We start from the raw sequence: 15,952 nt of genomic DNA on the forward strand, positions 1-15,952 counted from the left end.
CGTGCCTATCTGCTTTCGAGGCGCCGCTGTGCTGTCGCCGTCAGTCGTTCGAGCGGAAGCGTGCTGGCCGCGAGCGCGGCGACGTCGGGATAGTGTTCGCGGGTGATGTCGGTCAACACCTGGCCGGGCGGCGCCTCTATCGCGACGCGCATGCCCATTTCCTGCATGACGGTGAGCGCGTCGAACCATCGCACGGTGTAGCGCATGTTGGTCGCAAGGTCTTCGCGAATCGCGTCAGCCGTGTATAAGGGGCGCCCGCCGCGATTGCCGATGTAGATGCTTTGCGGCGCGTTGAAGTGAAGGGTACGTGCGTAGGCCGACAGTTCGTTGCTTGCGTTCGCGAGCAATTCGCAATGTGAAGGCACGCTGACCGCAAGGCGCGTTGCCTTGCGTGCCCCCGCGGCCAACGCGCGGGCGAGGAAGCTGTCCAACGCGGCGTTCGCACCCGCCATGACGATCTGCCGCGGCGCGTTCACATTGCCGATGTAGACGGGCGGCTCGCCCGCGTCGGCATGCTGGGCGGCGAGCGTTGCGAGCTGGTGCTCCGTCAGCCCCGACACTGCCGCGAGACCGTAGCCCGATGGGTACGCGGCCTCCATCAGTTCGGCGCGACGGCGAACCATCGTCAATGCATCGTGAAAGGCGAGCGCGCCGCAGCTCACCGCCGCCGGGTACGCGCCCACCGACAACCCGGCGCTCATTTCGGGCGTCAGCCCTTCATCGGCCAGCGCGCGGGCGAGGGCCACCCCTGCGACGGTCAGGCCGCACTGCACGGCAACGGTCGAGCGCAATGCGTCTGGTGTGTCGAGCGAAAGGACGTCGATACCGAGTACGTTAGAAGCCTCGTCGAGCGTCGCATGCACGGCGGGATGTGGCGGCAGGCGATGCAGGAAGCCGTCGGTCTGCGCACCCTGTCCCGGGAAGATCAGCGCGAGCATCAGAGGTCGGTCCGCTGAACGACGGCCCACGGATCGGCAAGCAGTTGCGGACCGCTTGCGTGGCGCGCCATTACGCGTGCTTTGCCCGCGGCCCACTCGGCGAGTGCGACACCGCCTGCGGGCGTTTCCAGCTGCGCGTCGATGCGAATGCCGGTTTGCCGCGAGAGCGCGTCGAACCGGTCCAGCAAGTCTGCGGCGCAATCGCGAGAGAGTCGTTCGGGTGTCCGAATCAAAAGATCCAGGTCGCTCGATTCCGACACCATGTTTCTCCGCGTTGCCAGTTCGAAACCCGCGCTTCCGGTGGGACCCCATACGAGTCGATTCAATGCACTGGCCGGGTCCCGCTGCAACGCGGCGAGCGCGACAAAGGCGGGCAATGCGGCGCGCCCCGCGAGCGGCTCGTTCCGAACGAGCGCTTCGGGCGCGATTGCTTCGACGATCTCCGCCGATGCCACCCACGTGCCGTACCGCTGCGAGCGCTCCTCGCCGCGCACGCCGACTGCAACGACGCCCAGCGCGGTGAGCGCACGCCGCACGACGGCATACGGCGCGCGCTCGAAAGCGTCGCGGACCCATGCCGGTTCGCCTTCGAACGCAGCGAGACGCCGTAAGTGCAGCAAGTCGTGCGGCCGCCAACGTGTATCAGACGACCCGGCGCATGGCCCAGCGGACTGCGCGGCGAAGGGCGGCGCGGCACAGACACGCATCACGCGGCATCCCATTGTTCAGCGAGCCGCCGCCGCACTTCGATAGACGCCGCGCGGTTCTTTTGCGCGGCCGCCGATTCCAGCCGCCGCGACAGATTGCGGCTGCCCGTGCGTGCGCTGCTGATCTGTTCGCACAACACCTGCTGTACGCGCCTGATTTGCGCGCCGTCAGGTGCATCCGCGTCGATGCCTTCTATCAGCTGATCGAGCAGTCCGAGCTTCGCAAACGAAGCCATCGAGTACGACATCGGCACAATGGTTTCGCCGAGTGCGTCGAGTGCTTCCACCGTGCGTCGGGTGACGCGCGCGGCGGCTTCCTTGCCCATCGCATGGACCATCGTGCCGGGTGCATCGAGCGCGACGATGCGATTGGCCTGGTAGCCATGTGCTAGGAATGCGCCCGACATCGCCGGTCCGACGATCAGCGCGATAACCGGATGTCCCGCATCGCGAGCCGATGCATATGCGTCGACTGCGGCGGCGCACGCGAGGTGAATGCCGAGCATTTCCTCGCGATAGCCATACGCCTGGCTTTTCACATCGACGATTGCGACGATAGGGCGGCGCGTCCTGCTCGCCGCATCCGCCGCGATTGTTTCGCGGACCGCTCGTGCAAGTTGCCAGCCTTGTTCGAGACCGACCACGTTGTCGGTCGCGCGCGGAAAGCGGTTGGCGGGATCGGGCACGACGGTGATGAAGCGCGCGGTCTCGTCGCCGAGCGGCGCATCGCCGCTCCATACCGGCGCCGCGCTGCGGGAATCGCCGGCGAGCGCGTGGAACCAGCGCGCGCCGCGGCTCAGTTGGGTGTCGCTCATGCTTGCTCCTTGCGCGGCTGATTGGCGTTTTGCTTCGTCGAATAAACCTCGCGCATGCTTTCCGGCGTCACGCTGGCCGGGTCGATCCGCGCAAGCCGTTGCAAGAACACGTCGACCTGTTCGCTTCGGTGCGCTGCCGGCACGCCGAGCGCGAACGCGGAACGCACGGCGGCGCGCACGGCCTCGGCGTCGTCGTCGACGAGGCTATCGGCGAGCGCCGTCGCCGCGCGCTGTTCTCCGCCGATCAGTTGCCACACGCGGCGCCGGTCGCTTGCATCCAGCTCTTCGATGCCGGCTTCCTGTTCGATCACCTCGGGCCCGTTCATACCGAGGCGGCCCTGTTTCGTCACGACGAGGTGCGAACACAGCGCAGCCGCGAGCGACATGCCGCCGAAGCAGCCGACCATGCCCGCGATCACGCCGACCACCGGCACATGACGGCGCAGCGCAACGATCGCCGCCTGCATTTCGGCGATCACGGCGAGGCCCAGGTTGGCTTCCTGAAGGCGCACGCCGCCGGTTTCGAACAGCACGACCGGCCGCACGATCTTGCCGCGCTCGCAATCGCGCAGCGCCAGTTCGAGCGCGGCGGCGATCTTGCTGCCCGACACTTCGCCGATGCTGCCGCCCTGGAACGCCGATTCGATCGCGGCGATCACAGCGGGCTCGCCGCCGATCGTGCCGCGCGCGATCACGCAGCCGTCGTCCGCCTGGCAAACGACGCCTTGCAGCGGCAGCCAGGGCGACTCGATCCTGTCGAATGGGCCGAGCAATTCGCTAAAGGTGCCCGGATCGAGCAGCGAGCGGGCGCGCTCGCGAGCGGGCAGTTCGATGAAGCTGTCGCGCAGCAGCGGCGCGGCATGCGTGCTTGCAAGCGTGCTCATGCGTCGTCTCCCTGTTCGGCGGCCTCGACGGCTTCGGCGAGCCGCAATGCCACGACGCCCGGCGTCGCACCGAAGTCGTTGATTTCGATTTGCGCGGCGCCGTCGTAGCGAGTGAAGAAGCGGTCGAGCACGCTCTTCCAGATGTGACTGTAGCCGTCCACGCTCGTGCGCACGACGACATGCGCGGTCAGCGCGTTGGCGTTATCGACGGGGGCGAGCAGCACTTCCAGATCGCCCGAGCCGACCACGCCGACATGCGCGCGGGTCGTGACGGCGCGTTGCGCCGGATAGTCGAAGGTCAGATGTTCCATGTGGCTCAGCTCCCGCTGGCGTCGTGATGCGCCAGCATGTCGAGAAAGAGGGTGGCGGCGAGCAGGTCGGCTGCGCCGCCGGGCGATGCGTTGAGCGACAGCAGTTGCTGTTCGAGTGCGGCGAGCGCGATCTGGCCTTCGCGTGTCGAGCTGCCACCGGCTTGCAGCACGCGCTGCGCGCCGCGCTGTCCGGCATGCAAGCCGTCGAGACCGGCGCGATGCAGCAGGCAGGTATCGTCGAGCGAAGCCATGATCGAGAGCAGGGCGTCGACGCGCGCGGCGTCTTCGGCGATGCCGCGCTCGCGCGCCGCGATCAACGCGGGCAAGCCCGTGCCGATCACATGCGGAAAGCCTTCTTGCGCTTCGCGGCGTGCGCCGCCGACCTGATAGCGCTGACGCACGCGCTCTCCGTGGCTGTCGGTGGCAGCGGCAAAGCGGTCGGGGAAGCAGGCGATCTGCGCCGCGCGTTGGCAGATGTTCGATGCGTCGAGGCGGCCCGCGGTCTGCTGCAACGACGCGCCCGCGACCAGCAGGCCGACAATCCAGATTGCACCGCGATGCGCGTTGCTGCCGCCAGTCGCGCGCAGCATGTCCTGCTCGCCCGCGCGGCCGATCTGCGCGAGTTCAGTGCGCAACAGCGCCGACGGTTCGCCGCGGCGGCGCGCCGTGCGCGCTAGCGCGTCAAACGTCGGTTCGAGCGCTTGCGCCGAGCGGCGCATGATCGCAAGGTCCAAGTCGCGATGCGCGCCGCTGCCGCGCCGATCGACGAGCGCGGGCTTCGGCGTGAGTTCGGCTTCGTCGATTAACGCTGTCACGGCGTAATGGGCTAGTTCCGCGTCGGTGAGCAGGTTCTGGAAAAACTTGCTGACGCGAGCGGCCGGCAACTGCGCGGGCCCGGCTTGCACGGCTTGCGCGGCCTGTGCGGGCGAACGCTCATCGCGCTCGAACAAGACAGCAGCGGCTCTCATTACCAGCTCCTGAAGCGAGCCGGCGGCGCATACAAACCGCCCGACCACGTGACCAGATCGTCGATGCTGCGTGCCGCCAGCAGCGAGCGCTTCGCTTCACCGCGACGAATGCCGAGATCTTCCGGATACGCGACGATGCCGCGCCGGCGCAGTTCGGCGGTTTTTTCAGGCTTCGCACGCAAGCCGATCGGCGTCACGCCGGCCACGGCGGCAATCGCGGCGCGCCGTTCGTCGATGCCTTCGGCCTTGTGCAAATGCGCGATGCCTTCCTCGGTGACGACATGGCTCACGTCGTCGCCATAGATCATGACCGGCGCGATCGGCATGCCGTTTTTCGCGCCCACGGCGACGGCATCCAGTTCGTCGACGAAGGTCGGCTCGCCGCCTTTCTTGTATGTCTCCGCGAGTTGCACGACGAGTTTCTGACCGCGCGACACGGGCCCCTGATCCTTCAGAAGCTTGAGCCACGCTTCGCTCGAATGACGGCGGCCGCGCGGATCGTGGCCCATGTTCGGCGCTCCGCCGAAGCCGGCGAGACGTCCGCGCGTCACCGTGGATGAATTGGCGTCCGCGTCGATCTGCAACGTCGAGCCGATAAAGAGATCGACACCGTATTGCCCGGCCAGTTGGCACAGCACGCGGTTGGAGCGCAGCGTGCCGTCGTTGCCGGTGAAGAATACGTCCGGACGCGCCTCGATATACGCCTCCATGCCGACTTCGCTGCCGAAGCAATGGATGCTGTCGACCCAGCCCGATTCGATCGCGGGGATCATCGTGGGATGCGGATTGAGCGTCCAGTTGCGGCAGATCTTGCCTTTCAGGCCGAGCGACTCGCCGTACGTGGGAAGCAGCAACTCGATCGCCGCGGTATCGAAGCCAATGCCGTGGTTCAAAGAACTCACGCCGTACGGTTCGTAGATGCCGCGTATCACCATCATCGCGGTCAGCACCTGCAGGTCGCCGATATGGCGTGGATCGCGCGTAAAAAGCGGCTCCACCGCGAACGGCCGGTCCGCCTGCACGACCACGTCGACCCACGAGCCTGGAATATCGACACGCGGCAGTTCATCGACGATCTCGTTGACCTGCACGATCACGATGCCGTGACGAAACGCGGCGGCCTCCGCGATGGTCGGTGTGTCTTCGGTGTTCGGGCCCGTGTAGAGATTGCCGTGACGGTCCGCTTTTTCTGCGCAAAGCAGTGCGACGTGCGGCGTCAGGTCCACGAACATGCGTGCGTAAAGTTCGACGTACGTGTAGATCGCGCCGATTTCCAGTTGCCCGTCTTCGAGCAGTTGCGCGACGCGCAAGCTCTGCGGCCCGGCAAACGAGAAATCCACTTTATGCGCGATGCCGCGTTCGAACAGCGCCAGATGCTCGGGGCGGCTGATGCTCGATATGAGCAGATGCACGTCGTGAAGCTTCTGCGGATCGACCTTCGCCAGCGAGCGCGACAGAAAATCCGCCTGCTTCTGGTTGTCGCCCTCGAGCGCGACCCGGTCGCCTGGCTGGATCAGCGTTTCGAGTGCATCGACGATGCGGTTGGGCGGCAGGACGCCGTCTTCGAGCCATGGCGCGATAACGGCGAGGCGGCGGTTCTTTTCGTCGCGGCGCGTGGTCCATGAACGTGCGGCGGATGACGCTTCAGCGGATGGGTTCATCGGCTCAATCAGCTCCCGGTGGTGATGCGCGGGGGTCTGCCGCGCGGCTTGGGCCGGTTCGCGAGCGCGGCTTCCGCCTGCGCGCGTTCGGTCAGGAAACGGTGAAGCAGATCGCCCGTGCCGAGCAGATGCGCAACGACGAGCGCTTGCGCGCCCGGCACGTCGCGCCGTTGCACGGCGTCGAGCAATTCGCTGTGTTCATTGTCGGATTCGCCCTTGTAAGAAGGCAAACCGAATTTCAGGCGCAGATACCGTTCGCCACGCCGATGCAGCACGCGGATCAGGTCTTCGAGTTGAGGACGCGCGGCCGGCGCATACAGGCTCATGTGGAATTCGGCATTGCGCGCCACGTATAGCGACGGGTCCGGCTCGCGCTCCGCCGCGCGGCACAGCGCCGCGCATTCGCGCAGCGTGGCCGCCGTGTGTTTGGGTATTGCCAGCCCGATCGCAAGGCTCTCCAACGCGGAGCGGATCTCGTAGATCTCACGCGCTTCATCTGCGGACAAGGGCGCGACAGTGGCACCCTTGTGCACCGCGACCTTCGCCCAGCCTTCGGTCTCGAGCAGGCGCAAGGCCTCCCGCACCGGGATCGCGCTGACCGAAAAGTGCCGGGCGAGCGCGTCCTGGCGCAGCGGCGCACCGGGCGCCAGCGTGCCGTCGATAATTGCCTCGCGCAGCGCCTCCGCAATTACGCGGGACGTGCTCTCCCGTGGCGCGGCTGCCGGAAGAAGCGGGGCGCGCACGGGGGCATCCAGGGGAAAACCATCTGTTGCGTCGTTCATAGTTCAAATATTATATACAAAACGACGCTAATTAAACGCGGGCAAACCCGGAATTTCTCTCCGGGCCCCGCAGGGTGCTGCGGGCTTGCACGGCAACCATGGCTTCACGACAGCTCGTGTCCGGCCGTTTCCCTTTCATATGCAGGTAACAGCAGGCAGGAGGAGCACGATGAGTTCACTCACCGACCGCACGTCGGCCGCACGGCGCCGCACGCCGTTGAATCGCTCGCAGATTGCGGGTTTTTGGGGCGCTTGGGCCGGCTGGACGCTCGACGGCATGGACTCGTTCATCTACGCGCTCGTGCTCACGCCGGCGCTGACCGAGCTATTGCCGCGCTCCGGCTACGCGGCGACGCCCGCCAACATCGGACTGGCCGGTTCTATTCTGTTTGCGCTGTTCCTGGTCGGCTGGGGCATGTCCTTCATATGGGGGCCGCTCGCCGATCGCTTTGGACGAACCAAGGTGCTGGCCGGCACGATCTTCACATTCGCGATTTTTACGGGGCTTGCCGCGACTTCTCACAACGTGTGGGAGTTGGGCATCTATCGCTTCATCGCGGGCGTCGGTATAGGCGGGGAATGGGCGCTCGCCGGCACCTACGTGGCGGAAGCGTGGCCGGAGGATCGTCGCAAGATGGGCGCCGGCTATCTGCAAACGGGGTATTACGCGGGCTTCTTCCTGGCCGCGGCGCTGAATTACACAATTGGCGTGCACTTCGGCTGGCGTGCAATGTTTCTGACGGGAGCCGTGCCGGTCGTCGTCGCGATTCTGATTTTGTTGCGCGTTAAGGAATCCGAGAAATGGCAGAAGGCCGAGGCGCACGCCGAACGCGCGAAACCGCTGCGCGAGATCCTGGGACCGGCCTACCGGCGGCGCACATGGGTCGCGTGCATTCTGTTGACCATTGCCATTATCGGTTTGTGGGCGGGGGCCGTATATGAGCCGTCGGCGGTCATCCAGCTTGCGTCCAAGGCGGGCATGGCGAAGAACGATGCAATCAAAATGGCGTCGCTCGCAACGGGCTTGCTGTCCATCGGCACGATTCTCGGATGCCTCGCACTGCCGCCGCTCGCGGAACGCTTCGGCCGCCGCAAGACGCTGGCGTTTTACTTCGCGGGAATGGCGGTGGCGATCACCGGCAGTTTCGGCTGGGCCTTCTATTTGCCGAATGGGCTCGCGCCGTTCATCGCCTGGCTGTTCGTGCTGGGTTTCTTCGGCGGCAACTTTGCGCTCTTCAGCTTGTGGCTGCCCGAGCAGTTCGAAACGCGCGTGCGTGCGACGGCGTTTGCGTTCTGTACGTCGTTCGGACGGTTTGTTGGCGCGGGCGTGAACTTTCTGCTTGGCGCGGCGGTTCTTCACATGCACACGCTCGGCGTGCCGGTTGCTCTGACGGCGCTCGTGTTCGTCGCCGGTCTGTTTGTCATTCCGTTCGCGCCGGAGACGAAGGGTGAAGTGCTGCCGCAGTAAATCTGACGGGCTTCGCAACGCGGTGCCGGCTGTTTGCCGGCACTTATTTATCGCCAAGCCTGAACCTGCGACTCACTCTGCATGACCCCGCGCGCGCCGGTGCGGGAGCAGCAACGATACAAGCGGCCAGCCGAGATTCACGCCGAGACTCGCGATCACGATGAGCGCCATACCCGCGAGTTGCGGCAGCGAAAGCGCGCGGCCGTACACGATCGCATCGACGGCAATCGCGGTGAGCGGATAGACGAACAGCAGCACCGCGATGATCGGCGTGGTGAGCTTGGGCAACGCGCCGTAGATCAGCACATATGAAAGTCCCGTGTGCAGCACCCCCATGCCGACGATCCAGAACCACTGCATTGCCCCGATGTGCACGGCGTCAAAGGGCGCAATAAGCGGCGCGATGATCGGCAGGAACACCACACCCACCGCGCATTGTGCGAGTGTCAGCAGGTGCGGGCGCAGGTCGCCGAGTCCCTTGGCGATCAACGTAACGCTCGCATACAGCACCGAGCCGGCCAATGCTTCGCCGATGCCGATCAGATAGCTCGTATGGCCTTGCAGATTTTCCGTGGCCGCGACACCCGACGCGAGCACGAGTCCGACAAAGGCGGTCGCGATCCAGCCAAGCCGATCCGCGCCTAGCCGTTCGTTGAAAAGCGCGGCGCCGATCAGCACGACCCAGAACGGCTGCACGTGGAACACCACGGTCGCGACCGCGATGCTGGTGCGATGGATCGCATCGAAAAAACCGACCCATTGCGTGACCATCAGTACGCCGGAGATCAGCGCGAGTACGACCGTACGCCGTTTGAAATGTGCGCGCGTGAAGAAGCCCTTCCACGCGCAGTACGCGGCCAGCGAGAGGAATCCGAACAGGCAACGGAAGAACACCAGGGTCAGCGCACCGAGCCGCGCTTCCTCGACAAAGACGCCGAGCGTGCCCATCAGCAGCCCTCCGCCGGCCAACGTGATGGCGCCCTGTTGACGTTGGGTGAGGGTCATGCCGATCGTCTCCGTGAAGTGATGCAGCCAAGTATTGCGCGGGTTGCGCGGCCATCACAAACGAATTAAATTGAGAAATTCCATAAGCGGGATTGATAAATCATGCACCCCGAATTCGACGCCGATCTGCTGCGCACTTTCGTCGCAGTCGTGGATACGGGCAGTTTCACGAAAGCGTCGGCAACCGTTCACCGCTCGCAGGCCGCAGTCAGCATGCAGATCAAGCGGCTCGAAGCCATGCTCGGCACCACGCTGTTCGCGCGCAACACGCGCAACCTGTCGCTCACGCGGCCCGGCAATACGCTGCTCGAATATGCGAGGCGCGTGCTGGCATTGCACGAGGAAGCGTGGTCGGCGATCGTTCGGCCCGAAGTTACCGGACGCGTGGTGCTCGGCGCGCCGGACGATTACGTGTCGTCGCTGTTGTCGCCGGTGTTGCGGCGATTTTCGAATCTCTACCCGCACGTGGAGATCGAAATCGTCTGCGCTCAAAGCACGTCGCTCGCGCCGATGCTGGCCGACAACAAGATCGATCTCGCCTTTGTCACGCGCGACCGCAAATTGCGCGGCGAATTCGTTCGCAGTGAGCCGATGGTGTGGGTAGGGGCTAGCGTCGATACGCCGGTACTGGCGGCGTCGCCGTTGCCCGTCGGGCTGTACGAGCCCGGCTGCGTGGCGCGGCAGCATACGCTGGCCGCGCTCGACGGCGCGCGGATTCGCTATCGCGCGGCATTCAGCAGCGCGAGCCTGATGGGTCTCGTCGCAACGGTGGACGCGGGTTTATCGGTGGTGGCGCTCACGCGTTGCAGTGTGCCGCCGCGCCTCGCTGTTCTCGGCGAAGCACAGGGCTTGCCGAAGATAGAGCCGCTGGAAATCGTGGTCGCGCGCAGCGTGAAGTCAGATCGGCCGACCTGCGATTATCTGGCCGCGCAGATGGTTCAGGATCTGTCGTTACGCAACCAGCCGCGCGGGGCGGCGGCCGCGCAGTGAACGGTTGCAGCCGACTTCACGCGTCCGGTCGCAGCGCGATGCGTATCAGAACGCGATGTTCGTGCGCAGGCCGACGACGAACGTGTTGCGCAGCGGCTTCGTCGGATCGTTCGGATTCTGACCGGCGCCCGCATTGAAGGTGTATTGCGCGTCGGCCTGAAGCATCCACCACGGGGCGATCTGGTACTGGTAGGTCGCTTCGAGCGCGGTTTCACTCGTTCGTACACCGTACGGGCCGCCGCTGAATGCCAGGTTATCCTGATCGATCCCGTGTGCGTGGTTGCCGATCTTGATGTACGTGAGCGCCAGACCCGCGCTGTCATTGTCGCGGCCGGCGAACGGCGCTTTGAGCACGACGCCAAGGTTAGCCGCGACGCTCACCAGATTGCGGTCACCCGGTGCGCCCATCACGCGAGCAAACACGCCGAGGCTGCGCGCTTCGCCCGGGTTGGGCCGCCAGATCATCTGATCGGCCACCGCATAGAAGCTGTAGTCGCCGCGATGGTTCGCCGCGACGCCCGTTGACGCGGGACTTGCGAGCGACACACCGTTGCTGTCGTAGCGTGGGTCCGCGAAATGGCCGTTGTTGTACCAGACACCGATCTTGTAGGTGCCCGGCAGTCCGCCTCCTCCGGTGCTCGCCGCAGGTGGCGTGTCGCTGTCCGCTGGCTGATTGATCGCATACTGCAACTCGCCGATGAACAGCGTGCCGTTATGCAAGTTGAAATTAGTCCCGCTGCGGTTGTTCGGATTGTTGCCGAGCGGATCGCCGTCGAACACACCGGCGAGCGCCGTCAACGAAGGCGTGATCTGTCCGCGCACGCGCACGCCGAGCGCCGACAGCGGATACGCCGGCCCGCCCGACGGCATGTCGTAAGTGGGCAGCGCGGGCCAGCCGAACATCGTGTTGATGAAAAGCGCGGAGTACGTGCTGGAGATGAACTCCTGGTCGATACTTTGCTGACCGACCTTCACGTCGATCCGTTTGTTCAGGAACGACTGCTGATACCACAGCTCCCACAGGCGCGTGCTGTTTTCGGCTTCAATGCCGCTTGCCGTATTCAGCGTGCCGAGTTTGTCACCGCTGAAGTTGCCGCCGTGAATCTGCAATGCGCTCACGTTGAACTGGCCGCCCGGCAACCCGAACGCCTTGTCAGTATCCAGTTGGACAGTCGCGGTAGTCACGCCGTCGTACGCGGCGCCGCGCGCGAGGCCGCCGCGCAGGTTGCCAAGCAGTTCGCTGGTTTCAGTGAGCGCGAAGCTCACGCCATATTTGCCGAGCCACGGGCGCAAGCCGCCCATGTCGCCGAACATCTGGTCGCGGCTCCAGAAGCCGGTCTCGCTGGCCGCGGCTTTGCCCGTATCCGCGCCTGCTGCTTCGTTTGTTTTGCTTGCATCGCGCGCGGCATCGGCATTTGCGCCTGCGTTGGCATCGCCTTGCGCCATTGCCGCACCCGAAGTGCAAGCCCAAGCGAACGCCGTGCACCACGCGATGCGGCGAATCGAACGCGTGCGGCTGCGCCCGGCCGCCTTGCTGCCAGATGACAGCAACTCGAAGCGGACAGGCAAGGATGCAACGGGGCGAATGGATCGGGCGAGCTTCATCAAAATGCCTTTAATGTTGTTATCGACTGCTTTCGTGCGCCGCGGCGTTAAACAGCTATTTAACCGGACGCAGGCCGGCATCGGTTCGCGCGAACCGGACAATGGGCGTGATCGTACCGAGGCATGTACCGGTGCGTCAACGAGAGGCAAACGACTCGCGTCAACATACAGGGGACTCACGCGTCGAAAATTTGTGCGAACGCGTATCGGTGCGGCTTGTCGAACCGCACGAGTTTCCGCAGTCTCTTACAAGGAGTTACATATGAAGCGTGTCCTTCTGATTTCGTTGCTGGCGAGCGCCGGTCTTTTCGCAAGCGGCGTTTCGAACGCACAGTTGAATCTGAAGCAGTTCGGCATTGGTGGCGGGGACACATCCGCGGATGCTGGCGCGGCATCGTCTGGCGGCATATCGCAGTTGTTGCAAACGTACGTGGGTGCGAATCAGCAGGTGCTGAGCGGGCAGTCGTCGCTTGCGTCCGCAATGGGTCTGTCGAGCGCGGCCGGGCAGGCACAGCAGGCCGCGGGCTTGCTGAGCGGTGGTACGCCGTCGGTCAGCCAGTTGACGCAAGTGGGCAGCACGCAGCAGTCGCTGTCGCAAACATTGACGCAGGCATTTGCCAGCCGCGTGGGTGGAACGGGCAACGCAACGCAAACGCCGGTGAACAAGCAGGCGTTCACCGACGGCTTGGCGTCGCTCGGTAAAGGCGTCAGTCAGTATTCGAGCTTGCAGTCGGGCCTCGGCAGCATCGGACAGATGAATCCTGCTTCGCTGTTGCAGGCCGGCATGAATCCGCAGACCGCGCAAAGCGCGTCGTATATCGCGCAATCGGCACCGGGGCAGTTGCAGTCGCTGATGTCGACGCTCAGTTCCGCGGTACAGTTCGCAACGAGCAACGGTATCAGCGTGCCGTCGATCGCGAAGTCGGCGCTCGGAGGCGGACAGTAGCGCAACTAGAACCAGACGGACGACGCCTATGTCACACACACTCAATCTCGACAACTACTTCGAGCGCATCGGTTATACGGGTCCGCGTGCGCCGACGCTCGAAGTGCTGAAGGCAATTCACCGGTTGCATCCGCGAGCCATTCCGTTCGAAAACCTGAATCCGCTCACGCGTCGCGCAGTGAAGCTGGATCTGGAATCCGTCGAAAGAAAACTCGTCGACGATCGCCGGGGCGGCTACTGCTTCGAGCAGAACGCGCTGCTCGCGAACGTACTGGTCGAATTGGGCTTTCAGGTCACGCCGTTGATTGGGCGAGTGCTGTGGGGCCGGGAGCCCGACGCGGTTCCACCTCGTACGCACATGGTGCTGCGAATCGATGTGGATAACGAAGCATGGATCGCGGACGTGGGTTTCGGCAGCGTTACGCTGACATCGCCGGTGCGATTGACGCCGGGTCTTGCGCAACGCACGGACCTGGGCATCTTCCGTCTCGCCGACGCTTCCCACGACGCGCTGTATCTCGAAGTGCAGGCGCGCGATCAAACGTGGTCGCGCGTCTATCGCTTCGATTTGCATCCGGTCGAGTGGATCGATTACGAAACGTCGAACTGGTACACGTCGACGTCGCCGGAAGCGATCTTCGCGAACAATCTCATCGTGTGCCGCGTGTTGGACGACACGCGCCTCGCGCTGCTGAACGATCAACTGAACGAGCGCGCGGCGGACGGCAGTATCGTCCGCGAGCAGCGCCTTGCAAGCGCTGACGAACTCGCGGCCTGTCTGCACGAACGCTTCGGTCTGAAGACCGGCGACATCGACCTGGCGGAAATATTTGACCGCGTGCGCGCGCGGGCCGATTCCGAGTAATTCCTCGCCCGCACCGTCGGTCCTTTCATTGGGCCGACGTATCCCCGCAGCGCACCTCCGCGTTCCATTCGTCAAACCTGTCTAGACAAAGTGCACCATGCCGACGCATCCGTTGCGGCGCGGGAAGGGTGCGCCTTCGTCGTCGACACCCTCCGAAAGCCCCGATCCACCGCGCCTTATAGGGGCTTACCCGATGATCGGGCAATTTTTCCAAGAATCTGCTTGCGACGGCTTTTTGACTCATGCAGACTTGTCTATACAAATTCAGCGGCGCTCAGAACGCTGGTCCGCATTCCGGTTCGACGGTTTCCTCAATCAAAGGAGTTTCGACGTGAAAGTGAAACGCACCACGGCAGCAAAAGCATTGATCGGCGCCGTGCTCGGCGCCGCGGCGATTTTGGGCGCACCGGCGCAGGCGAAGGAATGGAAGACGGTGACGATCGCGCTCGAGGGCGGATATGCACCGTGGAACCTGACCTTGCCCGGCGGCAAGCTCGGCGGTTTCGAGCCTGAACTGGTTGCGAACCTCTGCGAGCGCATCAAGCTGCAATGCAACCTGGTCGCGCAAGACTGGGACGGCATGATCCCGGGTCTGCAGGCCGGCAAGTTCGACGTGTTGATGGATGCGATCTCGATCACGCCGGAGCGCGAAAAGATCATCGCGTTCTCGAAGCCGTATGCGGCCACGCCCGCCACGTTCGCGGTGGCCGACGCCAAGGTGCTGCCCAAGGCCGCAGCGGACGCGGGCGTCGTAAAGCTCACGGGCGATCCGAAGTCCGATCAGCCGACCGTCGACGCGCTGCGCAAGCAGTTGAAGGGTAAGACGATCGGCATCCAGTCCGGCACTGTCTATACCAAGTTCATCAACGACGGCTTCAAGGACATCGCCACGATCCGCGTCTACAAGACGTCGCCCGAGCGCGACCTCGATCTGGCGAACGGTCGTATCGACGCGTCGTTCGACGACGTGACGTACTACGCCGCGAACATCGACAAGAAGGAAACCGCATCGATCGTGATGGCCGGCCCGAAGATCGGCGGTCCGATCTGGGGTCCGGGTGAAGGCCTCGCGTTCCGCAAGCAGGACGCCGACCTGAAAGCGAAATTCGACACCGCGATCAGCGCGGCGCTCGCCGACGGCACCGTCAAAAAGCTGTCCGCGAAATGGTTCAAGACCGACGTCACGCCCTGATTCACGAGGCGTTGCACGAATGCTGCATGGGTGGGCGCGAGCTTGCGCGTGCAGCTGTTTCATCGTCCGTCAAGACGGGAGGTAGGCAATGGCTCTGATACAGATTCTCGGCTTCGGGCCGGAAGGTTGGGGCGGCGTGCTGCTGCTCGCTGCGTTGATGACTGTCGCGCTCACGCTCGCAGCGCTCGCGGTCGGGGCCGTATTCGGCGCCCTGGTCGCTGCGGCCAAGCTGTCGCGTCTGCGCACACTGCGCGTGATCGGCGACATCTACACCACGGTATTTCGCGGCGTGCCCGAACTGCTCGTCATCTACCTGTTCTACTTCGGCGGCTCGACGCTTGTGACGACCGTGGGCCAGTGGTTCGGCGCCGAGGGCTTCGTCGGCGTGCCGCCGTTCGTAATCGGCGCGCTCGCTGTCGGCATGATTTCCGGCGCGTATCAGGCGGAGGTGTATCGCTCGGCGGTGCTCGCGGTATCGCGCGGCGAACTCGAAGCGGCGCGCTCCATCGGCATGCCTACCCTCACCATGGCGCGCCGCATCCTGATTCCGCAAGTGCTGCGTTTCGCCTTGCCCGGCATCGGCAACGTATGGCAACTGAGCCTGAAAGATTCCGCGCTGATCTCGGTGACGGGTCTCGCCGAACTGCTGCGCACGAGTCAGGTGGCGGCGGGCTCCACGCATCAATACTTCACGTTCTTCGTGGTCGGCGGCGCGCTGTATCTGCTGATGACCAGCATCTCGAACCGGGTCTTCAACCACGCCGAGGCACGCGTGGGCCGGTCCTTCAAGCGCAACTTCGCGCGCAACTGACGGC

At 64.5% G+C, this 15,952-nt stretch carries 16 protein-coding genes; 6 read left to right on the forward strand and 10 right to left on the reverse strand.

What is annotated here, in order from left to right; genetic code table 11:
* Positions 1-5 precede the first annotated feature (5 nt).
* Genes mdcH through H281_RS0127190 form a run of 8 tightly spaced genes read right to left on the reverse strand, consistent with a single transcriptional unit; the run spans position 6 to position 7,066 of the window.
* Positions 6-938, reverse strand: coding sequence for a malonate decarboxylase subunit epsilon (mdcH, locus tag H281_RS0127155; RefSeq protein ID WP_020070292.1), 933 nt, complete (start codon positions 936-938; stop codon positions 6-8).
* Positions 938-1,645 (reverse strand): malonate decarboxylase holo-ACP synthase, encoded by a 708-nt coding sequence (locus H281_RS0127160; RefSeq protein ID WP_027804986.1) that lies wholly within the window; start codon positions 1,643-1,645, stop codon positions 938-940. Before H281_RS0127160 ends, mdcH begins: the two co-directional genes overlap by 1 nt.
* Entirely contained in the window at positions 1,645-2,460 is an 816-nt protein-coding gene (gene mdcE / locus H281_RS0127165) for a biotin-independent malonate decarboxylase subunit gamma (RefSeq protein WP_020070294.1), read from the reverse strand. The genes H281_RS0127160 and mdcE overlap by 1 nt, the downstream gene beginning before the upstream one ends.
* The gene (locus H281_RS0127170) at positions 2,457-3,344 is read right to left on the reverse strand and encodes a biotin-independent malonate decarboxylase subunit beta (RefSeq protein WP_020070295.1); all 888 of its coding nucleotides are present in this window, start codon (positions 3,342-3,344) and stop codon (positions 2,457-2,459) included. The genes mdcE and H281_RS0127170 overlap by 4 nt, the downstream gene beginning before the upstream one ends.
* Positions 3,341-3,655 carry a malonate decarboxylase subunit delta gene (locus tag H281_RS0127175; protein WP_020070296.1) on the reverse strand — a complete coding sequence of 105 codons (315 nt, stop codon included), beginning with the start codon at positions 3,653-3,655 and terminating at the stop codon, positions 3,341-3,343. Before H281_RS0127175 ends, H281_RS0127170 begins: the two co-directional genes overlap by 4 nt.
* A 5-nt stretch (positions 3,656-3,660) precedes the next feature.
* Positions 3,661-4,623: a triphosphoribosyl-dephospho-CoA synthase gene (locus H281_RS0127180; protein ID WP_020070297.1), complete on the reverse strand. Its 963-nt coding sequence runs from the start codon at positions 4,621-4,623 to the stop codon at positions 3,661-3,663.
* Complete coding sequence (gene mdcA, locus H281_RS0127185; protein WP_020070298.1) at positions 4,623-6,284, reverse strand: malonate decarboxylase subunit alpha; 1,662 nt, start codon at positions 6,282-6,284, stop codon at positions 4,623-4,625. The genes H281_RS0127180 and mdcA overlap by 1 nt, the downstream gene beginning before the upstream one ends.
* A gap of 8 nt (positions 6,285-6,292) precedes the next feature.
* On the reverse strand, positions 6,293-7,066 hold the full coding sequence (locus H281_RS0127190; protein ID WP_020070299.1) for a GntR family transcriptional regulator: 774 nt from the start codon (positions 7,064-7,066) through the stop codon (positions 6,293-6,295).
* A gap of 169 nt (positions 7,067-7,235) precedes the next feature.
* Here H281_RS0127190 and H281_RS0127195 point away from each other — a divergent pair, with 169 nt between their 5' ends.
* On the forward strand, positions 7,236-8,534 hold the full coding sequence (locus H281_RS0127195; RefSeq protein ID WP_020070300.1) for an MFS transporter: 1,299 nt from the start codon (positions 7,236-7,238) through the stop codon (positions 8,532-8,534).
* 72 nt (positions 8,535-8,606) lie between these two features.
* Here H281_RS0127195 and H281_RS0127200 read toward each other — a convergent pair whose 3' ends face one another.
* Positions 8,607-9,539 carry a DMT family transporter gene (locus H281_RS0127200; protein WP_020070301.1) on the reverse strand — a complete coding sequence of 311 codons (933 nt, stop codon included), beginning with the start codon at positions 9,537-9,539 and terminating at the stop codon, positions 8,607-8,609.
* A gap of 102 nt (positions 9,540-9,641) precedes the next feature.
* Between H281_RS0127200 and H281_RS0127205 the strand changes: the two genes are divergently transcribed.
* Positions 9,642-10,529: a LysR substrate-binding domain-containing protein gene (locus H281_RS0127205; protein WP_020070302.1), complete on the forward strand. Its 888-nt coding sequence runs from the start codon at positions 9,642-9,644 to the stop codon at positions 10,527-10,529.
* 45 nt (positions 10,530-10,574) lie between these two features.
* Here H281_RS0127205 and H281_RS0127210 read toward each other — a convergent pair whose 3' ends face one another.
* A complete protein-coding gene (locus H281_RS0127210; protein WP_020070303.1) occupies positions 10,575-12,134 on the reverse strand; it encodes a carbohydrate porin in 1,560 nt (519 codons plus the stop codon).
* Between the two features lie 262 nt (positions 12,135-12,396).
* Here H281_RS0127210 and H281_RS0127215 point away from each other — a divergent pair, with 262 nt between their 5' ends.
* The 4 genes from H281_RS0127215 to H281_RS0127230 all read left to right on the forward strand — a co-directional run bounded on the left by H281_RS0127215 (position 12,397) and on the right by H281_RS0127230 (position 15,948).
* Positions 12,397-13,080 (forward strand): hypothetical protein, encoded by a 684-nt coding sequence (locus H281_RS0127215; RefSeq protein WP_020070304.1) that lies wholly within the window; start codon positions 12,397-12,399, stop codon positions 13,078-13,080.
* 28 nt (positions 13,081-13,108) lie between these two features.
* Positions 13,109-13,945 (forward strand): arylamine N-acetyltransferase family protein, encoded by an 837-nt coding sequence (locus H281_RS0127220; RefSeq protein ID WP_020070305.1) that lies wholly within the window; start codon positions 13,109-13,111, stop codon positions 13,943-13,945.
* Between the two features lie 331 nt (positions 13,946-14,276).
* Positions 14,277-15,137 carry a transporter substrate-binding domain-containing protein gene (locus H281_RS0127225; RefSeq protein ID WP_020070306.1) on the forward strand — a complete coding sequence of 287 codons (861 nt, stop codon included), beginning with the start codon at positions 14,277-14,279 and terminating at the stop codon, positions 15,135-15,137.
* Between the two features lie 88 nt (positions 15,138-15,225).
* On the forward strand, positions 15,226-15,948 hold the full coding sequence (locus H281_RS0127230) for an ABC transporter permease (RefSeq protein WP_020070307.1): 723 nt from the start codon (positions 15,226-15,228) through the stop codon (positions 15,946-15,948).
* Positions 15,949-15,952 lie beyond the last annotated feature (4 nt).

The organism is Paraburkholderia caledonica (genome assembly GCF_000383275.1).
Classification (GTDB): Bacteria; Pseudomonadota; Gammaproteobacteria; order Burkholderiales; family Burkholderiaceae; genus Paraburkholderia; species Paraburkholderia caledonica.

Excerpts from the sequence above, each read along its gene's own strand:
- mdcH (WP_020070292.1), bottom strand. The coding sequence starts at position 938 with ATGCTCGCGCTGATCTTCCCGGGACAGGGTGCGCAGACCGACGGCTTC.
- H281_RS0127160 (WP_027804986.1), bottom strand. The coding sequence starts at position 1,645 with ATGCGTGTCTGTGCCGCGCCGCCCTTCGCCGCGCAGTCCGCTGGGCCA.
- mdcE (WP_020070294.1), bottom strand. The coding sequence starts at position 2,460 with ATGAGCGACACCCAACTGAGCCGCGGCGCGCGCTGGTTCCACGCGCTC.
- H281_RS0127170 (WP_020070295.1), bottom strand. The coding sequence starts at position 3,344 with ATGAGCACGCTTGCAAGCACGCATGCCGCGCCGCTGCTGCGCGACAGC.
- H281_RS0127175 (WP_020070296.1), bottom strand. The coding sequence starts at position 3,655 with ATGGAACATCTGACCTTCGACTATCCGGCGCAACGCGCCGTCACGACC.
- H281_RS0127180 (WP_020070297.1), bottom strand. The coding sequence starts at position 4,623 with ATGAGAGCCGCTGCTGTCTTGTTCGAGCGCGATGAGCGTTCGCCCGCA.
- mdcA (WP_020070298.1), bottom strand. The coding sequence starts at position 6,284 with ATGAACCCATCCGCTGAAGCGTCATCCGCCGCACGTTCATGGACCACG.
- H281_RS0127190 (WP_020070299.1), bottom strand. The coding sequence starts at position 7,066 with ATGAACGACGCAACAGATGGTTTTCCCCTGGATGCCCCCGTGCGCGCC.
- H281_RS0127195 (WP_020070300.1), top strand. The coding sequence starts at position 7,236 with ATGAGTTCACTCACCGACCGCACGTCGGCCGCACGGCGCCGCACGCCG.
- H281_RS0127200 (WP_020070301.1), bottom strand. The coding sequence starts at position 9,539 with ATGACCCTCACCCAACGTCAACAGGGCGCCATCACGTTGGCCGGCGGA.
- H281_RS0127205 (WP_020070302.1), top strand. The coding sequence starts at position 9,642 with ATGCACCCCGAATTCGACGCCGATCTGCTGCGCACTTTCGTCGCAGTC.
- H281_RS0127210 (WP_020070303.1), bottom strand. The coding sequence starts at position 12,134 with ATGAAGCTCGCCCGATCCATTCGCCCCGTTGCATCCTTGCCTGTCCGC.
- H281_RS0127215 (WP_020070304.1), top strand. The coding sequence starts at position 12,397 with ATGAAGCGTGTCCTTCTGATTTCGTTGCTGGCGAGCGCCGGTCTTTTC.
- H281_RS0127220 (WP_020070305.1), top strand. The coding sequence starts at position 13,109 with ATGTCACACACACTCAATCTCGACAACTACTTCGAGCGCATCGGTTAT.
- H281_RS0127230 (WP_020070307.1), top strand. The coding sequence starts at position 15,226 with ATGGCTCTGATACAGATTCTCGGCTTCGGGCCGGAAGGTTGGGGCGGC.